The 20,382-nt window shown below is 69.2% G+C and carries 34 protein-coding genes; 30 read left to right on the forward strand and 4 right to left on the reverse strand.

All coding sequences use genetic code 11. The features are described from left to right. Positions 1 to 211 precede the first annotated feature (211 nt). The 28 genes from ABD823_RS19535 to ABD823_RS19670 all read left to right on the forward strand — a co-directional run bounded on the left by ABD823_RS19535 (position 212) and on the right by ABD823_RS19670 (position 16,120). Positions 212 to 598 (forward strand): helix-turn-helix domain-containing protein, encoded by a 387-nt coding sequence (locus ABD823_RS19535; RefSeq protein ID WP_344861601.1) that lies wholly within the window; start codon positions 212 to 214, stop codon positions 596 to 598. A 26-nt stretch (positions 599 to 624) separates the two neighbouring features. Continuing rightward, complete coding sequence (locus ABD823_RS19540; protein ID WP_344861603.1) at positions 625 to 1,260, forward strand: hypothetical protein; 636 nt, start codon at positions 625 to 627, stop codon at positions 1,258 to 1,260. Continuing rightward, a complete protein-coding gene (locus tag ABD823_RS19545) occupies positions 1,257 to 1,445 on the forward strand; it encodes a hypothetical protein (protein ID WP_344861605.1) in 189 nt (62 codons plus the stop codon). Before ABD823_RS19540 ends, ABD823_RS19545 begins: the two co-directional genes overlap by 4 nt. Then, a complete protein-coding gene (locus ABD823_RS19550; RefSeq protein WP_344861607.1) occupies positions 1,442 to 1,573 on the forward strand; it encodes a hypothetical protein in 132 nt (43 codons plus the stop codon). The genes ABD823_RS19545 and ABD823_RS19550 overlap by 4 nt, the downstream gene beginning before the upstream one ends. Further along, positions 1,570 to 2,004, forward strand: a complete 435-nt coding sequence (locus tag ABD823_RS19555) for a hypothetical protein (RefSeq protein WP_344861608.1) — start codon at positions 1,570 to 1,572, stop codon at positions 2,002 to 2,004. The genes ABD823_RS19550 and ABD823_RS19555 overlap by 4 nt, the downstream gene beginning before the upstream one ends. After that, a complete protein-coding gene (locus ABD823_RS19560; RefSeq protein ID WP_344861610.1) occupies positions 2,001 to 2,957 on the forward strand; it encodes a lambda-exonuclease family protein in 957 nt (318 codons plus the stop codon). The genes ABD823_RS19555 and ABD823_RS19560 overlap by 4 nt, the downstream gene beginning before the upstream one ends. Further along, a complete protein-coding gene (locus ABD823_RS19565; RefSeq protein WP_344861612.1) occupies positions 2,954 to 4,600 on the forward strand; it encodes a recombinase RecT in 1,647 nt (548 codons plus the stop codon). Before ABD823_RS19560 ends, ABD823_RS19565 begins: the two co-directional genes overlap by 4 nt. Before the next feature lie 68 nt (positions 4,601 to 4,668). Continuing rightward, positions 4,669 to 5,139 carry a hypothetical protein gene (locus ABD823_RS19570; protein ID WP_344861614.1) on the forward strand — a complete coding sequence of 157 codons (471 nt, stop codon included), beginning with the start codon at positions 4,669 to 4,671 and terminating at the stop codon, positions 5,137 to 5,139. After that, positions 5,136 to 5,378, forward strand: coding sequence for a hypothetical protein (locus tag ABD823_RS19575; protein WP_344861616.1), 243 nt, complete (start codon positions 5,136 to 5,138; stop codon positions 5,376 to 5,378). Before ABD823_RS19570 ends, ABD823_RS19575 begins: the two co-directional genes overlap by 4 nt. A 27-nt stretch (positions 5,379 to 5,405) precedes the next feature. Then, positions 5,406 to 5,738, forward strand: coding sequence for a hypothetical protein (locus ABD823_RS19580; protein ID WP_344861618.1), 333 nt, complete (start codon positions 5,406 to 5,408; stop codon positions 5,736 to 5,738). Next, on the forward strand, positions 5,735 to 6,016 hold the full coding sequence (locus ABD823_RS19585; protein WP_344861619.1) for a hypothetical protein: 282 nt from the start codon (positions 5,735 to 5,737) through the stop codon (positions 6,014 to 6,016). The genes ABD823_RS19580 and ABD823_RS19585 overlap by 4 nt, the downstream gene beginning before the upstream one ends. A 117-nt stretch (positions 6,017 to 6,133) precedes the next feature. Further along, positions 6,134 to 6,337, forward strand: a complete 204-nt coding sequence (locus ABD823_RS19590; RefSeq protein WP_344861621.1) for a hypothetical protein — start codon at positions 6,134 to 6,136, stop codon at positions 6,335 to 6,337. Continuing rightward, entirely contained in the window at positions 6,330 to 6,809 is a 480-nt protein-coding gene (locus ABD823_RS19595) for a RusA family crossover junction endodeoxyribonuclease (protein WP_344861623.1), read from the forward strand. The genes ABD823_RS19590 and ABD823_RS19595 overlap by 8 nt, the downstream gene beginning before the upstream one ends. Then, a complete protein-coding gene (locus tag ABD823_RS19600) occupies positions 6,806 to 7,003 on the forward strand; it encodes a hypothetical protein (RefSeq protein WP_344861625.1) in 198 nt (65 codons plus the stop codon). The genes ABD823_RS19595 and ABD823_RS19600 overlap by 4 nt, the downstream gene beginning before the upstream one ends. After that, on the forward strand, positions 7,000 to 7,347 hold the full coding sequence (locus tag ABD823_RS19605; RefSeq protein WP_344861627.1) for a helix-turn-helix domain-containing protein: 348 nt from the start codon (positions 7,000 to 7,002) through the stop codon (positions 7,345 to 7,347). The genes ABD823_RS19600 and ABD823_RS19605 overlap by 4 nt, the downstream gene beginning before the upstream one ends. Before the next feature lie 52 nt (positions 7,348 to 7,399). Beyond that, positions 7,400 to 7,831: a DUF6248 family natural product biosynthesis protein gene (locus ABD823_RS19610; RefSeq protein ID WP_344861742.1), complete on the forward strand. Its 432-nt coding sequence runs from the start codon at positions 7,400 to 7,402 to the stop codon at positions 7,829 to 7,831. 83 nt (positions 7,832 to 7,914) lie between these two features. Next, a complete protein-coding gene (locus tag ABD823_RS19615; protein ID WP_344861629.1) occupies positions 7,915 to 8,823 on the forward strand; it encodes a hypothetical protein in 909 nt (302 codons plus the stop codon). Then, positions 8,820 to 9,104 carry a WhiB family transcriptional regulator gene (locus ABD823_RS19620; protein ID WP_344861631.1) on the forward strand — a complete coding sequence of 95 codons (285 nt, stop codon included), beginning with the start codon at positions 8,820 to 8,822 and terminating at the stop codon, positions 9,102 to 9,104. The genes ABD823_RS19615 and ABD823_RS19620 overlap by 4 nt, the downstream gene beginning before the upstream one ends. Further along, the gene (locus ABD823_RS19625) at positions 9,101 to 9,448 is read left to right on the forward strand and encodes a hypothetical protein (RefSeq protein ID WP_344861633.1); all 348 of its coding nucleotides are present in this window, start codon (positions 9,101 to 9,103) and stop codon (positions 9,446 to 9,448) included. The genes ABD823_RS19620 and ABD823_RS19625 overlap by 4 nt, the downstream gene beginning before the upstream one ends. Positions 9,449 to 9,536: 88 nt before the next feature. Beyond that, entirely contained in the window at positions 9,537 to 10,376 is an 840-nt protein-coding gene (locus ABD823_RS19630) for a hypothetical protein (RefSeq protein ID WP_344861635.1), read from the forward strand. 60 nt (positions 10,377 to 10,436) lie between these two features. After that, positions 10,437 to 10,907, forward strand: a complete 471-nt coding sequence (locus tag ABD823_RS19635) for a J domain-containing protein (RefSeq protein WP_344861637.1) — start codon at positions 10,437 to 10,439, stop codon at positions 10,905 to 10,907. A 920-nt stretch (positions 10,908 to 11,827) separates the two neighbouring features. Next, entirely contained in the window at positions 11,828 to 12,127 is a 300-nt protein-coding gene (locus ABD823_RS19640) for a hypothetical protein (protein WP_344861639.1), read from the forward strand. Positions 12,128 to 12,183: 56 nt separating this feature from the next. Then, on the forward strand, positions 12,184 to 12,690 hold the full coding sequence (locus ABD823_RS19645; RefSeq protein WP_344861641.1) for a hypothetical protein: 507 nt from the start codon (positions 12,184 to 12,186) through the stop codon (positions 12,688 to 12,690). Positions 12,691 to 12,750: 60 nt separating this feature from the next. After that, entirely contained in the window at positions 12,751 to 13,155 is a 405-nt protein-coding gene (locus ABD823_RS19650) for a hypothetical protein (protein ID WP_344861643.1), read from the forward strand. A gap of 75 nt (positions 13,156 to 13,230) precedes the next feature. After that, positions 13,231 to 13,605: a hypothetical protein gene (locus tag ABD823_RS19655; RefSeq protein ID WP_344861644.1), complete on the forward strand. Its 375-nt coding sequence runs from the start codon at positions 13,231 to 13,233 to the stop codon at positions 13,603 to 13,605. A 968-nt stretch (positions 13,606 to 14,573) separates the two neighbouring features. Further along, positions 14,574 to 14,864, forward strand: coding sequence for a helix-turn-helix domain-containing protein (locus ABD823_RS19660; RefSeq protein ID WP_344861646.1), 291 nt, complete (start codon positions 14,574 to 14,576; stop codon positions 14,862 to 14,864). Beyond that, a complete protein-coding gene (locus tag ABD823_RS19665) occupies positions 14,865 to 15,914 on the forward strand; it encodes a hypothetical protein (RefSeq protein WP_344861648.1) in 1,050 nt (349 codons plus the stop codon). Next, a complete protein-coding gene (locus tag ABD823_RS19670; protein WP_344861650.1) occupies positions 15,914 to 16,120 on the forward strand; it encodes a hypothetical protein in 207 nt (68 codons plus the stop codon). The genes ABD823_RS19665 and ABD823_RS19670 overlap by 1 nt, the downstream gene beginning before the upstream one ends. Positions 16,121 to 16,124: 4 nt before the next feature. Here ABD823_RS19670 and ABD823_RS19675 read toward each other — a convergent pair whose 3' ends face one another. Both ABD823_RS19675 and ABD823_RS19680 read right to left on the reverse strand, forming a co-directional pair. Next, positions 16,125 to 17,189, reverse strand: coding sequence for a hypothetical protein (locus ABD823_RS19675; protein ID WP_344861652.1), 1,065 nt, complete (start codon positions 17,187 to 17,189; stop codon positions 16,125 to 16,127). Next, positions 17,186 to 17,527 carry a PadR family transcriptional regulator gene (locus tag ABD823_RS19680; protein WP_344861654.1) on the reverse strand — a complete coding sequence of 114 codons (342 nt, stop codon included), beginning with the start codon at positions 17,525 to 17,527 and terminating at the stop codon, positions 17,186 to 17,188. Before ABD823_RS19680 ends, ABD823_RS19675 begins: the two co-directional genes overlap by 4 nt. 62 nt (positions 17,528 to 17,589) lie before the next feature. On the opposite strand from ABD823_RS19680, the gene ABD823_RS19685 reads away from it, so the two are divergent. Further along, a complete protein-coding gene (locus ABD823_RS19685; RefSeq protein ID WP_344861656.1) occupies positions 17,590 to 18,249 on the forward strand; it encodes a ParB N-terminal domain-containing protein in 660 nt (219 codons plus the stop codon). A 37-nt stretch (positions 18,250 to 18,286) separates the two neighbouring features. Further along, positions 18,287 to 18,445 (forward strand): hypothetical protein, encoded by a 159-nt coding sequence (locus ABD823_RS19690; RefSeq protein WP_344861657.1) that lies wholly within the window; start codon positions 18,287 to 18,289, stop codon positions 18,443 to 18,445. Positions 18,446 to 18,526: 81 nt separating this feature from the next. Here the strand turns inward: ABD823_RS19690 and ABD823_RS19695 are convergent, their stop codons facing one another. Continuing rightward, entirely contained in the window at positions 18,527 to 19,039 is a 513-nt protein-coding gene (locus tag ABD823_RS19695; RefSeq protein WP_344861659.1) for a hypothetical protein, read from the reverse strand. Positions 19,040 to 19,066: 27 nt separating this feature from the next. Beyond that, complete coding sequence (locus ABD823_RS19700) at positions 19,067 to 20,284, reverse strand: NucA/NucB deoxyribonuclease domain-containing protein (RefSeq protein ID WP_344861661.1); 1,218 nt, start codon at positions 20,282 to 20,284, stop codon at positions 19,067 to 19,069. Positions 20,285 to 20,382: the final 98 nt, after the last annotated feature.

Genomic DNA, 20,382 nt, shown 5'->3' on the forward strand with positions numbered 1-20,382 from the left:
GTTTCGCTGATTACGCGCAACGGTATCAGCGAGTGCCACTTCGGTACAGGCATATGAGTGTCTGTCCTACGTCACTTTGATTACTAAGTGTAACCAAAGTAGTTACTGAGATTACGCACATTACGCGTAGCAAGTTGACTCCTGCGCAACAGAGGGTATCTTGGGATCATGAAGATCCACCCTATAAACCGAGATGAGAGGAGGTGAGACGGTGGCCAGCACGACGACCGGCACTACCGACCCGGACCCCCACAGCAACGCCACCCTCACCACACCGGTAACCCTCGGTGATATCCCTATGTGCGGTGCCTCACCGCCCGCCGGAGCGGCGGACGCCGCGGCGATCGTCGCGCGGATCCGCGCGAACGAGCCCGTCACCGCCGCCGAGATCGCCGCCCTGCACCTGCAGGAGGTCGGACGCGCAGCCGAACTGCTGCGCGTCAGCGGCGGCACCGTCCGCAACATGGTCAACCGCGGTGAGCTGGACGCCTTCCGCAGCGGCCGCCGCATCCTCGTCCCCCTGGCCAGCATCACCACCTACCTGGCCCGCACCTACACCCCCGCCAGGAGCGGCACCGCCGCCCCTGCAGCGGCGTAACACCTCCACCCGAAACGGAGACATCCATGTTGATCGCTCACCGCCGCACCGCCTCACGGTGCAGCCTCTCCCCCTCCGGGGTCCTGACCACCCCCACGGCCGCCTGGACCCTCGTCGGCCACCGCCGCCGGCCGGACGGCGACCTCGACGTCATCGTCCGCCGCACCCCCCACGGAGACCGCGGCGGCAACCGGTACTTCGGCTACCGGCTCAACGCCGTCGACGCCACCTGGCGGCAGGTGGGTTCGTTCTGGACCCGCCCGGACCGGGCCGCCGCCGCTATCGAATGCGCTCCCGCATTCGTTGAGGTAGGCAGTCCTCACCTGCTGAGCCTGCTCTGCCTCGTCACGCCCCGCGTCTCGGAGTGCAGCACCGGCCACGGTGAACCTTCTCCAGCCGGGAACGCGCGCTCCCTGCGAGGCGGCTGGGTCTCCTCAGCCGCCTCGCGCGTCCTGGTGGTCGAGGAGATCACCGCCGAGCACCGCCGCCTCGACTCCGACCTGTACCTGCACCCCCGGCCCACGCACGCCCTGTGCGAGCGCGATGCCTTCGGCACCCTCGTGAAGGTCTGGGCCACCAACCGCAACCCCCGCGCGGACCTGTCCCGCGCCGGTCTCGCCCTCGCCTCCGAGCACGGCCTGACCTACCGGAGGACCCAGTGAGCACGCCGCTGACCGACGCCATCGCCGCCGGGTGCCGCACCCGGCCCACGGCCGAACTGCTGGGTCTCTACCGCCAGGGCGCCGCCCTGTCGGCGACCGGCCCCGTCACCCTCAGCGGTGACGTGCTGGCCGCGATCGAGACCGTCCTGATCGAACGCGACGCGCTGGCGGGTGAGGCCCGATGACGCCGCCCACCGACGCCGAGATCGAGCACTACCTGGCCGCCATCACCGCAGGCGACGACCACGCTCACCCGTACTGGCCGGCCGCCGTGCTCAGCCGCACCACCACCGAGACCGGAGGCACCCGATGATCCCGCTGAGCCTTGTCGACGCGACCGCCGAACGCGTCGTCGCGGTGGCGCACGCCACCCTGGAGGAGTTCGACGGCCGTCCCATCAGCGACTACCTCGGTGGTGAGGCCGCGTTCCGGCTCGGGGAGCTGTCGCTCGCCCTGCGCTCGGTGCTCGCGCTGCTGCCGTACCCGGAGGAGACGCCCGCCCCGCGGCCCGCGTGGCCGATGGGCCGGGCCGTCTCGATCGGGTCGCTCACCGACCTGCCGCGCCCGCTGTTCGTCGTCGCGCCGGAGTTCAACGACGGCTGGCCGGTCAAGGTCAGCAAGGTCCACGCCAGCGACGACGGCACGGTGGCCGTGGACATCAACTACAGCGGCACCTCCTCCGGCCGCGTCTACTGGCCCACCGACCGCATCGTCCTGCCGCTGAAATGGGAGGACGCTGAATGACCGTCCTCGACATCGGCACCGCACGCCTGCTCGGCCGGTGGCCGGACGGCTCTCCGGAGTGGCACGCCGCCCGCGATAACCGCATCGGCGGCTCGACCATCGCCGCGATCCTCGGCATCTCGCCGTGGGAGTCGCAGTTCTCCGTGTGGTGCCGCATGGCGGGCCTGGTCGACGGCGACGAGCAGACCGCCGCTCAGGCCCGCGGCCACTACCTGGAGGGCGGTATCCGCGCCTGGTACGCCGACCAGCACCCGCAGCTGCAGGTGCGCCACGGCGGCACCTACGTCCACGCCGACCCGGCCCGCTCCTGGCAGCTCGCCAACCCCGACGGGCTCGTCTACGACGGGGACCGGCTCGTGCGGGGCGCGGAGTTCAAAACCGACGCCGACGGCTCCCACTGGGGCCGCCCCGGCACCGACGAAGTGCCGCTCTACTACCGCACGCAGGTGCTGTGGTACATGGACGTGTTCGGCCTGCCGGAATGGGACCTCGTGGTCCTCGATGGGCGCCTGAACTTCCGCTCCTACACCGTCCGCTACGACGCCGACGACGCCGAGTGGATCCGCAGCCGCGCCGAATCGTTCATGACGGCGCTGCTGTGGAACGAGATGCCGGAGCTCGACCACCACCCGGCGACCTACGAGACGGTCCGCAAGCTCCACCCGGACATCGACAAGGACGAGCACCTGGTCCTGCCGGACGAGCTGGCCATCGAGTTCATCGAGGCCGCCAAGGACGTCGAGCGCGCCACCCAGCGCGAGCAGGCCGCCCGCGCCGCCGTCCTGGACGCCATGGGCAACGCCTACCGGGCCTGGTGGAACGGCCACAAGCTGGCCCGCCGCCAAGCCAAGAAGGGCGGCACGCCGTACCTGATGGCCGAGCAGTACCTCACCTCCATCCCCACCCCGACCCGCCCGGCCGCCGCCGTGGAACCCGAAGGAGTCGCAGCATGAGCACGTCGACCGCGCTGGAGCGGCACACCGCCCAGCTCGCCGAGCAGATCAACGCCCGCACCGCGGAGTTTGCCGCGGCCCTGCCGAAGGGCGTGACGATCGAACAGCTCAAGCAGGACGCCCTGAACTGCATCAACGCCACCCCGGCGCTGGTGACCTGCTACACGCCGACCGTGCTCGGCGCGCTCATGACGTGCGCGCAGCTCGGCCTGCGGCCCGGCGTCGCCGGCCTCGGCCACGCCTGGCTGCTGCCGATGAAGAACTGGCGGGAGAAGCGCACCGACGCGACCCTCATCATCGGCTACCGCGGCTACGCCGAGCTGGGGTACCGGCATCCGCGCGTCGTCGGCATCAGCTCCAACATCGTCCGCCAGGGCGACCTGTTCGAGATCGACCTGGGCGCCAAGACGGTGACGCACCAGCTGCCGCCGCTGGGCACCCCGCGCGGCCGCCCTCTCGGCTTCTACGCCACGGCCGACATCCAGGGCCCGCACGGCACGAACCTCATCATCGCTGAGCCGATGAGCCTGGAGGAGATGCAGGAGCACCGCGACAAGTACGCGATGGCCAAGAACAAGAACGGCATCGTCGGCCCCTGGAAGGACCACTTCGAGGAGATGGCCCGTAAGACGATGATCCGGGCGCGGCTGGTCAAGATGATGCCCGTCGCGCTGGAACTCAACGTCGGCATGATGGTCGACGAGGGCGTGCGGACCAACCTCGACCCGGACGCCGACCCGGTGGAGGTCACCGAGCGCCCGGCCCCCGAGGACGACGAGACCGGCAGCGGCGGCCCGGCGACGGTCCAGCCCGCCGAGACCGTCCGTGAGAGCGTCACCCTGACCCGGCCCGCGCAGACCGCGCAGCCCGAAGCGCCCGCTCCCGGTGGGATCAACTCGGGCCAGTCCAGCCGGATCGCCGCGCTCATGCGCGAGCGCGGCATCACCACCGCCGACGCGGCGCTCGACGTCGTCCACAGCGTCATCGGCCGCCGGGTGCCGTCCCGGCAGATGACCGCCGACGAAGCCGGAAAAGTGATCGCCGCGCTGGAGGCGATGCCCGTCCCGACGCTGGAAGGCGAGGTCGCCCCGAAGGACCAGCGGCCGACCCTCGCCGAACCCGTGCAGGATCCCGCGCCGCCGGCGCAGACGGCCGGGCCCGCCACGGACGACCAGCTTCGGCAGCTCAACATCCTGTTCACCGAGTGCGGCGTCACCCACCACACCGGCAAGGGCTCCAAGGCCAAGAACGACACCGAGCGGTTCGCTTGGCTGGAGCGCACCATCGGCGCGAAGGTGGCCAGCACCAAGGACCTGACCGCTGAGCAGGTCGAGCGGGCCATCGCGATCCTCACCGAGGGGAAGGTCGGACTCGCCCAGCGGCGCACCGAGCTGATCACCACCATCGGGCGGCTGTTCGCGGGGATCGGCATCACCGACGCCGACGACCAGTTCCGGGACGTGTCCGCGATCCTCGGGCGGGTCGTCACCACCCCGGCGGACCTGACCGTGAACGAGCTCGCGGACCTGGCCGCCCTGCTGACCGACACCCAGGGCAAGGTCGCCGCGTGGAACGCCGCGGTCGACGCCGCGGAGAAGGCCAACCGGGACGCCGCCCAGACCAGCGGCACCGCCACCGAGTGATCCCCTCCTGCCCGGCCCGCCGCTCCTGGCGAGCCGGGCGCCCCTTCAACCCTCGCAAGGAGGACCCCGTGATCCGTCCCATCTACGTCGCCAGCAGTCCGCTCACGCCGGAGGACATCCGCTACTACGTCAACGACCACGAGGCGGTCCTGGAGATCGGGGACCTGCGGATCGTCGTCCCCGCCAAGGACATGACCGGTCTGCAGGCCGCCGCCGCCATCGCTGACCGGCTGGTCGACGTCGCCCACGCGTTCCGCGTCCAGGTCGGCCAGCAGGGCGGCCGCCTGGCCGAGGAGATCCGGGCCCGAGAGAACGCCGCGGCCCGCTGCACCTGCGGCATGCCGCACCTGACCGGCCACCGGCACCGCACGGACGGCCCCTGCTACGCAGAGGAGGCCCCCCAGACGCCCGTCCTGACCGGTCAGCCGCCGGCCGAGCAGCCGCCCACGCCGGAGGGGGAGGTCGACACGAGCTTCTGGGCCAAGCCCCTCGTCCCCACCCCGGCCCCGGCGCGGCCTGAGCAGGTGACGCAGTCATGACGGCCGTGGACCTGCCGGGCGGCGGCACCGTCCTGCTCGACTGGTCTCCCCCGCTGGGGACCTTCACCGCCCGCGCCGACCGCAACGGCCAGGTGCTGTGGCAGGAAGGCACCACCGCGAAGGAGCTGCCGACGCTCGCGGCGCTGCGCGCGGTCCTGCTCGGCCACCGGGTCTGCCTGCCCGGCGACATCGCGGACCAGCTCCTGGCCACCCAGAACGAACGCGGTTCCGCGTTCTGAAACCCTCCACCCGAAACGGAGACACCCATGGCAACCATCGGCGAAGCCAACGCCATCAACACGCTGCTGAGGTACTTCCTCAGCCCGGCCGGCATCCCTGCCGAGAACGCCCGCGAGGCGGCGGAGTTCCTGGCCGAGCGCGCCAGGAAGGCGCTGCAGACCGGTATCCCGCCCGAGGAACTGCGCGCCTGGTGGCAGGCCCGTGAGAACACCGCCTACATCGAGGGCGCTGACGGATACCCGGGGCTGCGCTGCTCGACCTGCCACACCTACCTGTGCCTCGTGGAGGCGCGTGAAGGACTCGCTGGCCTCAACGCGGTCGTGGACGCGCACATCTGCCCGAAGGAGAACGACCGATGATGACCATCCTCGTCATCCTCTCCGTGCTGACCATCGGCCTGATGAACGCGGGCTGCTGGTGGCTGTACGTGCGGGGCCAGCACGTCGACCGGGCCCGGCTCGCCGCCGAGCAGTACGCCCGCCACCGCGCCGAGCACGAAGCCGACCAGCTCAAGGAACGAGCCATCGCGCTCGCGCTCGAGGTGAGCCGCCTCAAGGCGGATCTCCTGACCGTCACCAAGGAGAAGCACACCCTGCAGACCCGCCTCGATGACCTCACCGCAGGACCGGGCGCGTGACAGCCGTCCTGCTCGTCCTGCTCTTGCCGTACGTCGCTGCTGCGGCCGTGGCCCTCGTGGTCGCGGCCGTGGCCGGCCTGATCCATCTGCTCGGAGGCAGCCGGTGATGCTCCCGCTGTGGCTGGTCGTCCCGCTCGTGGTCCTGCCGTGGTCGGCGCGCTCGTCGTGCTGCTCGTGGCCATGGTCGTCGCCGACACGTGGCTGTACCTGGCGCAGAACCGGCGCCGGGTCCCGCTGGACAAGCTGGCCGACCCGGCGTTCAACCCCCGTCTCGACGGGCTCGTGATCGAGCCCCCGCACTGGAAGCGAAACGATGCCTGAACCCGTCATCACGATCCGAGCGTTCGGGGTGCCCGCCCCGCAGGGCAGCAAGAAGGGCCGCCCCATCTACAAGGGCCGCGGGCCTGAGCGGGTCTTCACCGGCCGGGTGGCCCTGCAGGAGTCCTCGGACAAGGTCAAGCCGTGGCGGGCCGCGGTAGAGGCTGCGGCCAAGGCCGTCGTCGCGACGAAGCCCGGCTGGGCGGTCCTGGACGAGCCGCTGATCGTGGAGGTCTGCTTCTCCCTGCCGCGGGGCGTGAGCGTGAAGCGGGCGCATCACACGACGTACCCGGACCTGTCGAAGCTGATCCGGTCGACCGAGGACGCCCTGACGAAGGTCGTGTGGGCCGACGACGCCCGCGTGATCGCCTACCGGAACCCGCGCAAGCTGTACGCCGGGGACGACGACCCGGACGCGCTGCCTGAGCCCGGGTGCGTGATCCGCGTCTGGCGGGTCGCGGAGGTGCAGCGGTGATCCGGCTGCTGGCGTTCGTCGTGATGACCGTGTTCGTGTGCGCCGTCTCCTGGTTCGCCTACGCCCGCTACCCGGTCACCGGGCTCGTGCTGCTGGTGTTCGGCACGGCCGCGTTCATCGCGCCCGGTTACTTCGCGCTCATGGACCCGGGCACGCCCGCCCAGCCCGCCGGCCAGAAGGAGGGGGAGCGGTGACCGTCCGAGGCGAGACCATCGTCTGCTGGTGCTGCGGCATCCCCGGCCCGTCGTCGGGGGCGTTCGAGCTGACGGAGTCCTGCTACAGCCGGTGGCTACGCGCAGGCAAACCCAGAAGCGGGCCGCCGCCCCACGACCCGGCCAAGGGCAAGCAGGCCCGCGCCGAAGGCCTGCGCCGCGCCCGGGAGATGCGGCTGCAGCGGTACCTGAAGATCCGCGGCGAGTGCGCGACGCAGGGCGAGGCCGCGGCCCGGCTCGGCGTGAGCCTGCGCACGATCTGGAGCTACGAGCAGCAGATCCGGGAACGCGAGCGGACCACCCGGGCGCGGCCGGACGCCGCGTGAGCGACGTCGACCAGCCGGGCCGGGGCCGAACCCCCGGCCCGGCCCGTTTCCTCTGCCCCGTCTCGTCACCGAACCGAGGAGGACCACCATGCCGCCGCCGATGACCAGCGAAGCCGCAGCGTGGATCCGCGAGCATGTCCTGACGCTGCCGTGGGTCACCCTGAACCTGCCCGGCCGTAAATGCGGGTGCCAGCTCGGCCGGACCCACGCGTGCCGGACCGGGCACCACGGCGACTGCGTGTTCATCCGCGAACCGGGGCCGCTGCTCACCCACGAGACCGAGGTGTACGGTCCTCGCGCCGGTAACCTGCGCGGATCTACCGTGAAGGTGTGGCTGACCTGCCGGTGGATGTGCGACTGCTGGTGCAGGCACCGTCTCGAGCTGGACCCCGCGCCCGCCCCCGGGGCCGCCCCGGCGGACGACCAGGCGTCCCTGTTCGACCTCGACCCGCCCCCACCGACATCCAGGAGCCACCAGCAATGACACCCCTTCCCTCGACCCGGTACCGAATGCGGCACCGCACTGGTAAAGAATCGGCCGCCGCTCAGGGGAACCGAAGGCGCCGGGTGACCATCACCTACGGCGGGACCGCCGCGGACCTGCGTGATCCACGCACCGTCGTTCCCGCCAAGACCGTCTACGGCCGCTACCGCAACCAGCTCATCGCCTACGCCCAGTGGAGCCCGCAGCCGAAGGTCAACGCCGAACCGGTCCGCGCGCACCTGCTACGGCTCCAGCAGGAAGCGCAGCTCGGTCTCCCAGCGATCTCCTCGATGACCGGCGTGGGCTTCGCGACCCTGCAGAACATCGTGATCGGCAAGCCGTACCGGGGGAAACCGCCCGCGCAGACCGTGTTGAAGTCGACGGCGGACAAGCTGCTCGGGTTCTGGCCGACCCTCGACCGGCTCCCCGGGCGGGTGCCAGTCGACGCGACCGGCACCCGCCGCCGGGTCCAGGCCCTGATGCGGCAAGGCTGGTCGATGCCACGGATCGCAGCCCAGATCGGCAGCAGCAGAGAAGCGCTGAGCCGGATGATCCAGCGCCGCACCGTCATAGCGCGGATCGCCCGCGCGGTCCGCGACGTCTACGACGAGCTGTGGGACGTGCCAGCCCCGGCCCGCACGGCAGCCGACGTGCGATCGGTGAACAGGACGAAAGCCCTCGCCGTCCGCTGCGGCTACGTCACCGGCATGGCGTGGGACGACGACACGATCGACGACCCGAACGCCCGCCCGGACCTCGGGGCGCGCGTCTCCCGCGACCAGGCCCTGTCCGAGGACTCCGACTGGCTGATGACTACCCAGGGCCTGACGGTCGAGCAGGCCGCCGAACGGCTCGGCGTCACCCGCGACTACCTCGACAAGGCCCGGTCCCGCCACCAGCGGCGGCCTGACCCGGCAGGCCGCCGTCACGCACCTGCAGGCCGTCTACGCGGCCCTGCGCGCTCACCGTCTCCAGAAGGCAGGCCAGCATGAACCCGCTGCTGACGTACTTCCCGGAATGGAAGCGCGAACTGTGGCAGCCCTGGCGCGACGACGCCGCGTGCGCCGGCCGCGCCCACGAGATGAGCGACCCGCGGCGCGCGAAAGCGCTCTGCAGGAACTGCCCCGTGCTCGCCGCGTGCCGCGCCTGGGCCGACAGGTGCGCCGCTCACGGTGAAGACCGCTCCGGTGAAGTCCTCGCCGGAGAAACCCCGTCCGAGCGTGGCGCTCGCCGCCGGACAACTCCCTCTCCGCCCGAAGGAAACGCAGCATGATCGGTGACGGTGAGCTGGTCGACGGTGTTCTCGGCTGCGCGGTTGCGGACGTGACCGGCGGCGGGATGCAGCCGTGCGAGCGGGACGCGGTGCTGGAGGCGCTGCTCAGCTGCACCCACGGACATATGGAGCAGACACCGCTGTGCATGTTCCACGTGCGGGAGGTCGCGGACGGCTGGGTGCGCTGCCCGGTGTGCGAGGTCGCGCCGGGCGGTGGACACCGCTGCCGTCTGGAGGTCCTGGCGGACGTCGACCGGCCGGGCGGTGATCCGTGGGGGAACGTGCGGATCCTCGTACGGCCGGCGGCCGGACGGACCGGTAGGGTCCGGCGGCTGCCGAGGTGACGGGACCGAGGAGGGCGGCCTACGGTGGCGGCGTGCTGCTTCCCTCGGTGGCCATCCCTGGTGTGGTGATGCGTGAAGGAGAAGCGGCGTGGTGTGGTTCAGGGTTGATGACGGGCTGCATGGCCACCCGAAGGTGGTGATGCTGAGCCTGGACGCGCTCGGGTTGTGGACCCGGGCGGGGTCGTGGGCGTCGTTCTACCTGACGGACGGGTTCGTGCCGGAGGAGATCGTCCGGGAGTTCGCGAAGCGGAAGTGGAAGCGTCTGTCGGACGAGTTGGTGGAGCGGAAGTTGTGGCTACGCGTCGATAAAGGGTTCGTTTTCCATGACTTCGGTGAATACAACCCGCTCGCTAAGGACGTGCTAGCGGAACGGGAAGCTGCGCAGAAACGGATGCGTGAGCTGCGGGCCCGACGCAGGAACAGGGAGCTTCTACCTGCGGGAACGCCCGACCCGGAGGGGGAGACGGGAATTAATGTTCGCCCGAACACTTCGGGAACGTTCGCGGAACGTTCGCCTGATGTTCGTAACCCCGTCCCGTCCCGACCCGACCCAACCCCAATCAAGTCCTCATCTCACTCACCTACCTCGCCGTACGGGCCGCGCCGAGGACAGGACGATGACCGGGACCAGCAAGGAGACGACGACCTGGCCGGTCTCGTCACGCGGCTGCTCACGCCGCACACCCGCACCCCGATCACGGCCGACCACGCCGACCGCGTCGTCCGCGACATCCTCACCCGGGGCCGCAACGTGAAGTACCGGGCCCGGTACATCCGGCGCGTCCTCGAAGACAACCCCGCCCGATTCCTGCCCACCCCCGCACCCGCAGCAGCCGCAAGCGGCGACCGCTGCCCCCGCCACCCCTACCAGGCCGCGACCACCTGCACCTCCTGCGCAGGCGACCGCAAAGCCCGACCCGACGCGTAACCTCCCGGCTGGCGAATGCACAACCGCGTTCGCCAGCCCCACCCCCGGCAAGGAGGACCGGTGTACTTCAGCAAGGCCACCCTCACCCGATGCGGGCGCCCCGGCTGCGGAGCGGCCATCCGCTGGACCATCACCGAAGCAGGCAAGAAACAAGCCGTCGACGCCGACCCCATCCCCGACAGCCACCCCCACACGCACAAAGCCACCCGAGCCGTCCACTGCGACGTCCATGGACGCCTCCGCTCCCGCACCATCACCACCGCCCGGCCCCTGGCCGCAGGCGAAGCCCGCATGATGGCCCACGCCGCCACCTGCACCGGCACCCGAACCACCCCACCGCCACGCCGGCCCCGCGCCCGCGCACCGCACGACGTCCTCGGCGTCCCCGCCACCGCGACCCGCGAACAGATCCGCAGCGCCTACCGGCGCCTGGCCCGCGAGCTCCACCCCGACCTCAACCCCGACCCGGCCGCCGCCGAGGAATTCAAAGCCGTCACCCGCGCCTACGCCGCCCTCACCGGCGGGCACTGACCGGCCCTCTCGTCACTGACCCCCTACGCATCCCCCGCACACTGCGCGCATTACGCACCCCCCGCGTAGGTGTAGAACGCGCTGAGATCAACGCTGAGACGCGAACAGGGGGGTCCCCGTACATCGATGACCCCACCACCCCTGCGACCCTCACAGAGCGCTACAGAGCTTCAATCAACAGTGAAAACGATTATCAGTGCTAACCCACAACGGGGGTGCCCTGTGAAAATTGCTTGCACATGCATATAACCCCGTGGCCGGCCCCCTCTGATTGTTTACACATGCAACTAAACTCGGGTGCGCGACCTCCGCCCGTCGCGCGTACGCGCGCATTTCCGCCTGTGCGCGCGTGCCCGCTCACATGCGAGGATCCGACAAACAGAGATCGAATTCCGTCTTGCATACACGACGGATCGATGTATGGTTGACCCATGACAGTTTCACGGATCGGTCAGGGGGTGGGTTTGTTGCTTGCGTCGCTCGCAGCGCTCACCCTCACGGCCGCACTCAGCCCCCGCGCGGGGGCAGACATCACCCCCGCGCCCGACCCATCGCCGGACAACACGGCCACGGCCACGGGACAGCCGTCCCCTGACCCCGTGGTCACGGTCACGGTCACGGTCACCGAAACCCTGCCCGCCGTAAAGGTGACGGTCACGGAGACCACGACCATGCCCGCCCCGCCTGCGCAGGCCCCCCCGCCCGCGCAGGCACCGCAGGCACCCCCCGCCGCGCCGCAGGCAACCACCCCGCCACCCGCGCCGGTGGTCACGCCTACGGTCACGGTCACGGCGACGCCTACGGCCACCCCGGCGGCGGCCCCCGCGCCGGTCCCGACCCCCACGGCCCAGCCGGTGGCGAACGGGACCGCGCGACCGGATCCCGGCCTAACGAATGCATCCCCGCATTCTGAACAGCCGGTGTCCTTCCCGCCCCCCACGGGCACCCCCACCCCCACGCACACGCCGGGGGCAGGACTCCCAGCCAGGGCAGCGGTCGCACTCAAGACCGCCCCGGCGGGCGACTCCGAAGGGCTGCCGGTCACGCTCCGGCTGATCCTCGGAGCCGCCATCGCGGCGGTCGTCGTCGCCGCCGGTCTGTTCGCCGTCGTGCTGGACCGGACCTTGAAGGCCCGTAAGGCCCGCCGGAAGGGCACGGGGGCACCCGCCCCCTTCCCCGCCCGTGACGGCCAGACCGTCACGGAAACCCTGTCCCTCTAACCCCTCTGCCCCCGCCACCCCGGCGGGGGCACCCAACCCAACGAAAGGCACTGATCATGACCAGCACCACCCCGGCCGCCGCCACCCCCGCTGCCCTCACCAACTTCGCCCCGGCGGAGCTGGTCACCATGGCCGCTGACGCCCTGGAGGGCAAGCTTGCCCGGTTCGGCCGGTACGTCCCGCTGAACCTGTCCGTCCTGGCCACCTACGCGGCGGAGGGCACGCTTGACGGGTCCGTGATGCCCGTTGACGCCCTGATCCCGGCGACCGACGCGGACCCGGCGGAGTACGTCTACACCGACGCCAAGGGCGGCCGGTGGATCCTCCGGAGCAAGCGCGGCCTCACCCTGCTGGGGGTCGAGGCGGGCCACGCTTACGCCGGGGAGATGAAGCCCGGCCAGATTCGCGCCGCTGCGGAGAAGATCGCAGCGGAGATCGCCACCGCCAAGGCCAAGGCCGTGGAGGAGGAGAACGCCCGTCTCAAGGCGGAGTTGGAGGCGCTGAAGGCCGCCAAGGCGGAGACCCCCGCCGCGCCCAAGGCGACCGGCCGCACCACCAAGTAACACCCCCGCCCCCCGCCACCCGGCGGGGGGCACCCCTCCCACCCGAAACGGAGACACCCCATGTTCAACCGCTCCCACCGGCACACCGCCGAGACCGCAGCCGCCCACGCCCGTCACATCGCCGATCACGTGATGGCGATCCTCGCGGACCATCAACTCAACCTGCCCGTGACGGTGGCCGTCGGCCGCACCCGCGCCGCCATCCGCTTCGACCGCGTGAGCTACGAGGTCGTTGCCGGACTCGGGGAAGGTCTGGCCGACCCCGCCGCCCGCGCCTACGTCGCCATGGCGCTACAGATGCTCGCCACGGCCGCCAGCATGCTGCGCAGCGACGACGGCCCCCGCATGATCGGAAGCCACGCCTACAGCGTGTGCCAACTCCGGGAACTGACCCTCAGCCGCCCGGCGGGAGACCCCGCCACAACGGTGCTGCCGTTCGACCGCGCCCGCCCCTACATCCGATAGCCCACCCGCCCATTACCGAATGCGGAGACGCATCCGGTAACGGGCACCCCACCCGAACCGAGAGGAACGAAGAAGATGGCCAGCCAGGACCGCCAGCCCGCCCGCCCCGTTGACGAGATGATCAGCGCCGTGATCTCTACCGCGTTCACAGACATCATGGCTGCTGTGGGCATCGGCCACGGTGTCATCGTGGGCATGATCGAAGACGGCACGGTGTCGCTCTCACTGAATGTGGACGGCCACGCCCGCGCTACGACGCTCGTGGAGAGCATGCCGGACGGCATGCGGAAGATCACGGCCCGCGCCGCTATCGCACAGGTTGACCTACTGCTGAGGCTCACGGGATGCGGACACGCCGACATGATCAGCGTGGAAGCCATCGCAACCACGCTGAAGGCGCTCAACGCATCCATGACTGTCGCCAACGCCCAGCGCGTCACCGTCAACTAGACCGCGCCGACGCGCCCCGCTTGCCACGGCAGGCGGGGCGTTTTCGCGTGTCGGCACGGGGGGTACCCCCCCGCCGGCCAGCGCCGGCCGCGCCGGACTCGGCGGTGGTTTTTGGGTTTTGCTTCATGATGTGGGGATGGGTTGGGTGGATCTTGGGGTGGCGGCGGGGCGTGCTGGGGTGTCGGTGCGGACGGTGGAGCGGTGGGTTCGGGAGGGGCGTCTCGTGGTGGTGGGTCGGGGTGCGTCGCGGCGGGTGGAGTTGGCCGCGGTGCTCAGGGTGGAGCGGGAGCGGCGTGCTGCTCGGGGGCGGCCGGGGCCGCGGTTGGGTGTTCGGGTGAATTCGTCGGGGGAGTGTGTTGCGGGCGTTGACGAGCGTGCGTGATCCTTTTGGAGGGTGCCGTTCGTGTGCCTGGGGGGCTCCGCTGGTTGGGCGTTGAGCGTGGGGGTTTTGTGAGTTGGTCTCATGTTTACTGGTGAGCATCGCTCTACCTGTTGGTAACTTGTGGGAATAGGTATTCCCGGTAGTTGACCTTACGGTTACCTACCGTTGACCCTGACGCTCACTTGTCAGAACCCTCTCACCTGGTCCTGCTCCCATACGCTCCCCGACGTCCTGAGCGCTCCCGTACGGTCCCGTGATCCGACGCGCGACCATCAACCCCTGACGGTCCCTTACCCGCACAGACCGTCCCAGACCCCGCACCCCGCGCAGACACTCCCATTGAGCAGTGCCGGTGCCCGCCCGTCGCGCGATCCGAGCGGGCACCGTACCCCTTGAAGGCCACGCGACGCTGTGAACGGACCCGCGTGGCCACCCCCGCACATCGGCGCCGACCTGCCGCACCTGAGCCGTTCGCCCCCTTCAACGTCGGCAGGCCCGGGACGACCCCCGTGGCCTCGGGACCTGCCGAACACCACCCCCGCACCCGACCCGGGCGCGGGCCGTACCCCTCCATGAAGGAACCGACATGACGACCACCTCATCCCCGCTCGCCCTCCCTGCTTTCGTCCCGGCCCGCGTCTTCTCCGGCGCCCGCCTTCACGAACTGCGCACCGCGGCCGGCGCCCGCCTGGAACTGCTCGCGTTCGTATCCGGCCTCACCTCCTCCGCGATCCGCTCCTACGAGACCGGCCGCTCCGTTCCGAGCCTCAACACCGCCGCGGCCATCGCCCAGGTCCTCGACTGCACCCTCGACGACCTGCTCGTCGCGACCACCGACGAGCCCCAGGAGCAGGACGAGGCCGGGACCGAGGCGTAAATGCGCTGGCACACCCACGACAACCTCGCCGACCCCGACGCGCCGCCCGCGCCGAGGGGCCGGCTGGTCGACCGCTCCTGGTGGCTGACCGTCCCGCGTCTGCTGCTGGCCTGCCGCGTCCTCGGGCATCGGCCGACCGTCGACGGTGTCGACACGCCCCGGTGGTCGGCCCGCTGGGTCGTCTGCTCCCGGTGCGGGACCCGCCCGTCCCCGCAGGGCGACCTCGACCCCACCGTCTGGGCGATCCGCCAGCCGTACGACGGGCCGTTCGTCATCGTGGATCCCCTCCCGAAGGACCGGCACGCCCGGCTCGCGGAGCTCGGCGGACCGCACCCGCCCGGGGCATGGCCGCGCCGGCCGGTAGGGGAGGTGTCCGGCGAGGTCGTGCTCGGCCGCACCTACGGCCGCATCTCCTTCGGCATCGAGGTCGGCTGCGAAGGCGACGAGCACACCTTCGGCGCCGCCGTGACCATCAACCCGATCGGCGCCCTGTACGTGACCCTGGCCGGGTTCGGGCGAGGCCTCGCCCGCCGCCTCAACCCGGGCACCACCACGAAGACCATCGGGCTCGACCTGTACGGAGGCCGCCTGTCCTGGCAGGTGTGGGCGGACCGCGACTACTGGTCGAGTGAGACGCCGGCCTGGCGCTCCGGGTCGGTCGGCGTGAACCCGCTCGACTCCCTGCTCGGCGGGCCGAAACGCTACGACTACCGCGACGAGGCCGGGCCGGACCTGGAGACGGTCGACCTGACGGACGGCACCTACCAGCTGCAGCTCGTCCTGCGCCGCCAGCGGTACGGCCGTCCCCGGGGGAAGGCCCGCTACTCCTGGTCGGTGGCGTGGCGCTCCGACCGGCCCATCCCCGTCCGCCCCGACGACGCGGGTTCCAGCAACGGCATCGTGTCCGCCGCCGTCGAGGTCGGAGACCAGGCCGTCACCGACGACACCTGGGCGGCCGAAGCGCTCACGCGGATCGCCGCGCAGATCGAGACGATGCGCGCCCGGCACCGCTACCGGCCGCAGAACGCGGGGGAGCAGGCAGGACCGTGATGCCCGCCGGCCCCTACTCGCTCGATGCGCTCGCGGCCCGGCGGATCAGCCCGCACCCCGCGGCGTACCGGGACCGCGCCGCCTACGTCGAGGACTTCTGGCTGTGGTGGGCGCTGCGCCGCGACGGATGGCTGACCCGCGCCGAGCAGCACGCCGTCACGGATGTACTCGCCGAGCACCTGAACGTCCAAGGGCGGAGGGCATGAACCACTACTCGTCCTTGGACGGTTCACGCCCCTTGACCGTCACCCCAAGGCGCTTTCGCGTCCACTCCACGCTCCAGTGGAACGCGGCGAGAGCGGGGAGCGAGAACAGCGCAGACCCTGGGCCTTGCCGCACCACCACGTCGAGCAGGCTCAGAACCGTGATGATGCCGATCAGCGCCCACGTCCTAGTCTGGGACTCCAGCACCCAACACGCTGCCTGGCGCAGTCGCTCCGCCGAGCGTCGGCCCGGGTCCTGTAGCTCACGACGTAGTTGCCATACCCGGCGGAACTGCTGCACCGCGTAGAGGACCTGCATCGACTTGGTGGCCCCCGCGTCGGCGAGATCCCATTGCTCGGAATGAAACTCCTCCTGGTAACGAGCGCGGTGTTCGAGTGGCACGAGCTGGAGTTCAAGGTCGATCAAGCGTTTAGCGAAGCGAGGCACGGTCGGTCCGGACGGGTGACCCCTTTCGGGTGTGGTGGCCTGTAGCTTCCTCCTCGCGTGCCGAACCTCCTTCTCGAACGCCGCAAGCCTCGTGGCAGCCTCATTGAGAGAGTTGATGAGACCCTCGGCATCGCGGTTGGTGATGGGGTCGTAGGCGCGGATGAGGACGCGGGCGAGGTCGAGGGCGAGGCCGTGGACGCAGTCAAGATCGCGGGCGAAGCTGGGGTCGCGGACGTGGTCGCGGTGGCGGGCGAAGGCACGGTCGCGGAAGGAGACGGATTCGCGGTCGTCGGTGCGGTCGATGACGAAGAAAAGTTCGGGGTATCGGCTGTAGGAGTTGGGGTCGCGGGCGAAAGCGAGGAAGCGGTCGAGGCCGATGTTGGGGTCGCGGACGAAAGCGCGGGCAAGATCGGGATCGCGGGCGTGGTCGAGAATGCGGGCGAGCTTAAGGGCAGAAGAATCGTCTAGGACGTAGGCGAGAAAGAGGAAGTCGCGGCTGAGGTCGAGGTCGCGGGCGCGGATACGGGCGAGGGTGTCGGTGAAGAGGTGGGCGAGGTCGCGGGCCTCGGCCAGGACGGAGTCAAGGACAGCTAGCTGCTCTGCTGTATCCGTCACGTCGCTCATGCTGTCCCCCGAGCCGGCTTCGCGCGGACACCAAATAGGTCGGCGACCTTGCTGCGGGATCGGGCGAGGGCGGCTCGTGCATTCTCAGCTCCGTCCGGAGTGAGCCGGTAGTACCGGCGGCGCGGACGGCCCTGCTCGTGTGGGTCGTTTTCCTCCCAGCGGGATTCGAGCCAGCCGATTCCCTCGAAGCGGGCGAGGATCGGGTGGATGGTCCCAGAAGCCAAGCCAGCGGCCTGACAGATCTCCAGGCCGTACATCTCACGGGCGGGGTCTTCGAGGAACGCGCGGAGGACGAGCTGCGTCGGCAGCGTCATCCGGGGCGGAGGCTGCTTGCCCATGCTCTAACTCTACCAAGCCCCTAGGTAGAGAACGACTTGATTCGAGAATCCCAGGAGAAGCCGTGCCCAACCGCTACGTCGAGCACATCCCTCTGCCCGACATCCCCCGGGCCGTCCGCAACGCCAAGGCCCACGACCTTGTCGGGATCCGCCGCTCCATCGAGGAGTTCGGGTGCGTCATCGCGGGCGAGCTGGACGAACGCACGGGCCGGCTCGTCGTCGGCCACGGCCGCCTGCAGGTGCTGGAGGAGATGGCTGCCGAGGGCGCGTCCCCACCTGAGGGCGTCAAGCTCACCGATGACGGCACGTGGATGGCGCCGATCGTGCGGGGCTGGGCGTCGCGCTCCGACGCGGACGCCGAGGCGTACCTGATCGCGAACAACCGCACCTCCGAGCGGGGCGGCTGGGAAGACGACGTGCTCGCGGAGATGCTGGCCAGCATCGCGGAGAGCGACGCGCGGCTGCTGGACTCCACCGGCTACAGCGCCGAAGACCTGGCGGATCTGGAGGCGGCGCTGGCGGCGGACCTCCCGCCGGGCTTCGACACCGGCGACGACGGCGGCGTGGAGCGGGAGGAGGAGCTGCCCGAGCCGGGGGACGCGCCCACCGAGGAACGCGCGGCCGTGTGGGGCATCGTCGTCACCTGCGACACCGAGGAGCAGCAGGCCGGGCTGCTGGAGCGGCTGACCGACGAGGGCTGGAACGTGCGGGCCCTGATGTGACATCGGGTCCTCGTGGTGGCCGGTACGGTGGTGGACCGTGACCAGCGCCCTCGCCTCTTCCGTTGTACGGCTGCCCGCCCGGGACCGCTGGTACGTGATCCCTGCCGTGCTGCCGATCGAGGTGACGGAGGAGACGGCAAAGCTCACCGTCGCGGAGTTCTTCGGGCTGATTGAGCTGTGCGACATTAATAAGTGATTCTGAAAATATGTTCGAACGCCGCCAAACCGGCAATGGATGCAAGCTTGTTTGACTCGCATCCATTGCCGGCTTGGATACCTAGATCACCTCGCTTGCTGCTCGCTGCTGATCCCCATAGGAATCACTTTGCTTGTAGATTGCCTCTGGAGCTTTGGAGGACGGCCAGGTCATGATCAGGTATTCTTCGACTGGCGTCTCCGCAACGAGGTCAATCGCAGCGTCACGGCCTCGCGCATGTACGCGAATACGATACTGACCAGGCCCTTCGGGGGTGAGGTCAGGGAAGTAATCAGGTGCTTCGGACGCTAGGCCACATACGCGCATCCTGCCGAGAACTGCTTCCAACGGCATCTCCACAACCTCGTCCCACTCTTCTGTTGTGACACGAGGGGGCTCGTCGTATACCTCTACGGATACAGCTACCTTGCCGGTGTGGATACCAGTCTTGATTATCGCGATACCGGGCTGAGTGGTAACGAGACCGTTGGGAAATACCACGGGAGTCTGCGGTAAAGTGCCGGCTTCGGCTACAAGGAGTGTGTGGTAGTTCATCCACATGTCACCTTGTGCTGCTGCGACAGGTACGCTCATGGGACTAGGGTAGGTCCTTCGAGTTAGTTAGGGGATGATCGACACGTAGAATGCGTCGTTCTCTATTACGCGGTTGTTGTAATAGAAGGTATTAAGATCGCTTCCTCCGTTGCTGTTCTGTGTTTCATCGATCATTCGCCTGCTGAAGTCACCGTTACCGGTGTGCGCGCCTTCGTGCGTAGAGGCCATCGGGTACTCATCACAGCTCTTCCCTGGAGGGCGGGGCAGACTGCGCGGGCAGGCTGTGTCGCGATTCTGCTGGCTGAGATCTGGATCGGTGAGGCGGTGCAACGGGTCGCTGTCAGGGGCGCCAGGCAATCCACTCGCCTGAGCGTCAGCGATATGGTCCGCGAGTTCAGGATAAGGGCCGCTCTTGCTGTAGGTCATCGTTGGGTCGAAGTCGGGAATGACACACCCGGGCACGCTGTTACCAGGGAACGCATGGTCACAGCGCACCCGAGACCAAGGAGTGGCGGAAGCGGCCTCTACGGGATTGACCCATGTTGGGTTAGTGAAGGTCGAAGTTATCTCCGTGTCCGCCCAACCGATGGAGCCTCTGGTGGTGGCGGTGGAGTCGAAGAAGAACTCCCCGCCAGGGGCAGGCGTTTGGTTCAACTTCAGCAGTTGAGGTGAGAAGCTTCCGCCGGCCAGCGTGCAGTCTCCGCTGCAGTCCCCTACCCCGGAGATCATGGTTCCGGACCATTGCCCCCACGCTGCGTAGACGCTTACCTGCTGTTGCTGAGCCCACGTAAGAAGCCTGGGCGACGTGTAAGCGAAGTTGAATACGTTGTAGTTGATGCCTCCGATCAGGCGCCCGGTAGGGACTTCGAAGATCTGGAGGTATGCGCCTTCGACCATGCATGCCTCGGTGCGATTCGTCATCCACACATCTACGGCATCTATGCACCACTCCGGGAGAGGCTGAATATCTAAAGCACCAGCCTCGGAGCGAGAGCGCGCATCGGCTTTCGGTTGAGGAAGCTTGATCTCGGATGGTGGCGCAGGATCGACGCATACAGCTTGTTTCTTTCCTGCGTCGACCTTGAGCTTTCCTATTTTTTGCTTCAGCTCATCGCAGGTATCGATTCGGTTCTTCCTCTTCGCTGCAGGCGCTGGGCGTGGCGGTTCCAGGCTCTCAGCTCTCGCCGGGTCGCGTATAGGGTCCGAAGCGCTGGCTGATGTGGGAAGAGAAGCCAGGACTGTCAGAGTCAATCCTAATGCAACAAGGATTGGCTTTTTGCGCACGCGTTCCTCCGGTCTTGGGGATTTTAGCAACTCCTGATGGAGTGCTCCTTGCGACAGGTTGGGCGGTTTTGCCCGGATAGTTCAGCACGGACATGCGG

The organism is Planomonospora alba (assembly GCF_039534085.1).
GTDB lineage: Bacteria > Actinomycetota > Actinomycetes > Streptosporangiales > Streptosporangiaceae > Planomonospora_B > Planomonospora_B alba.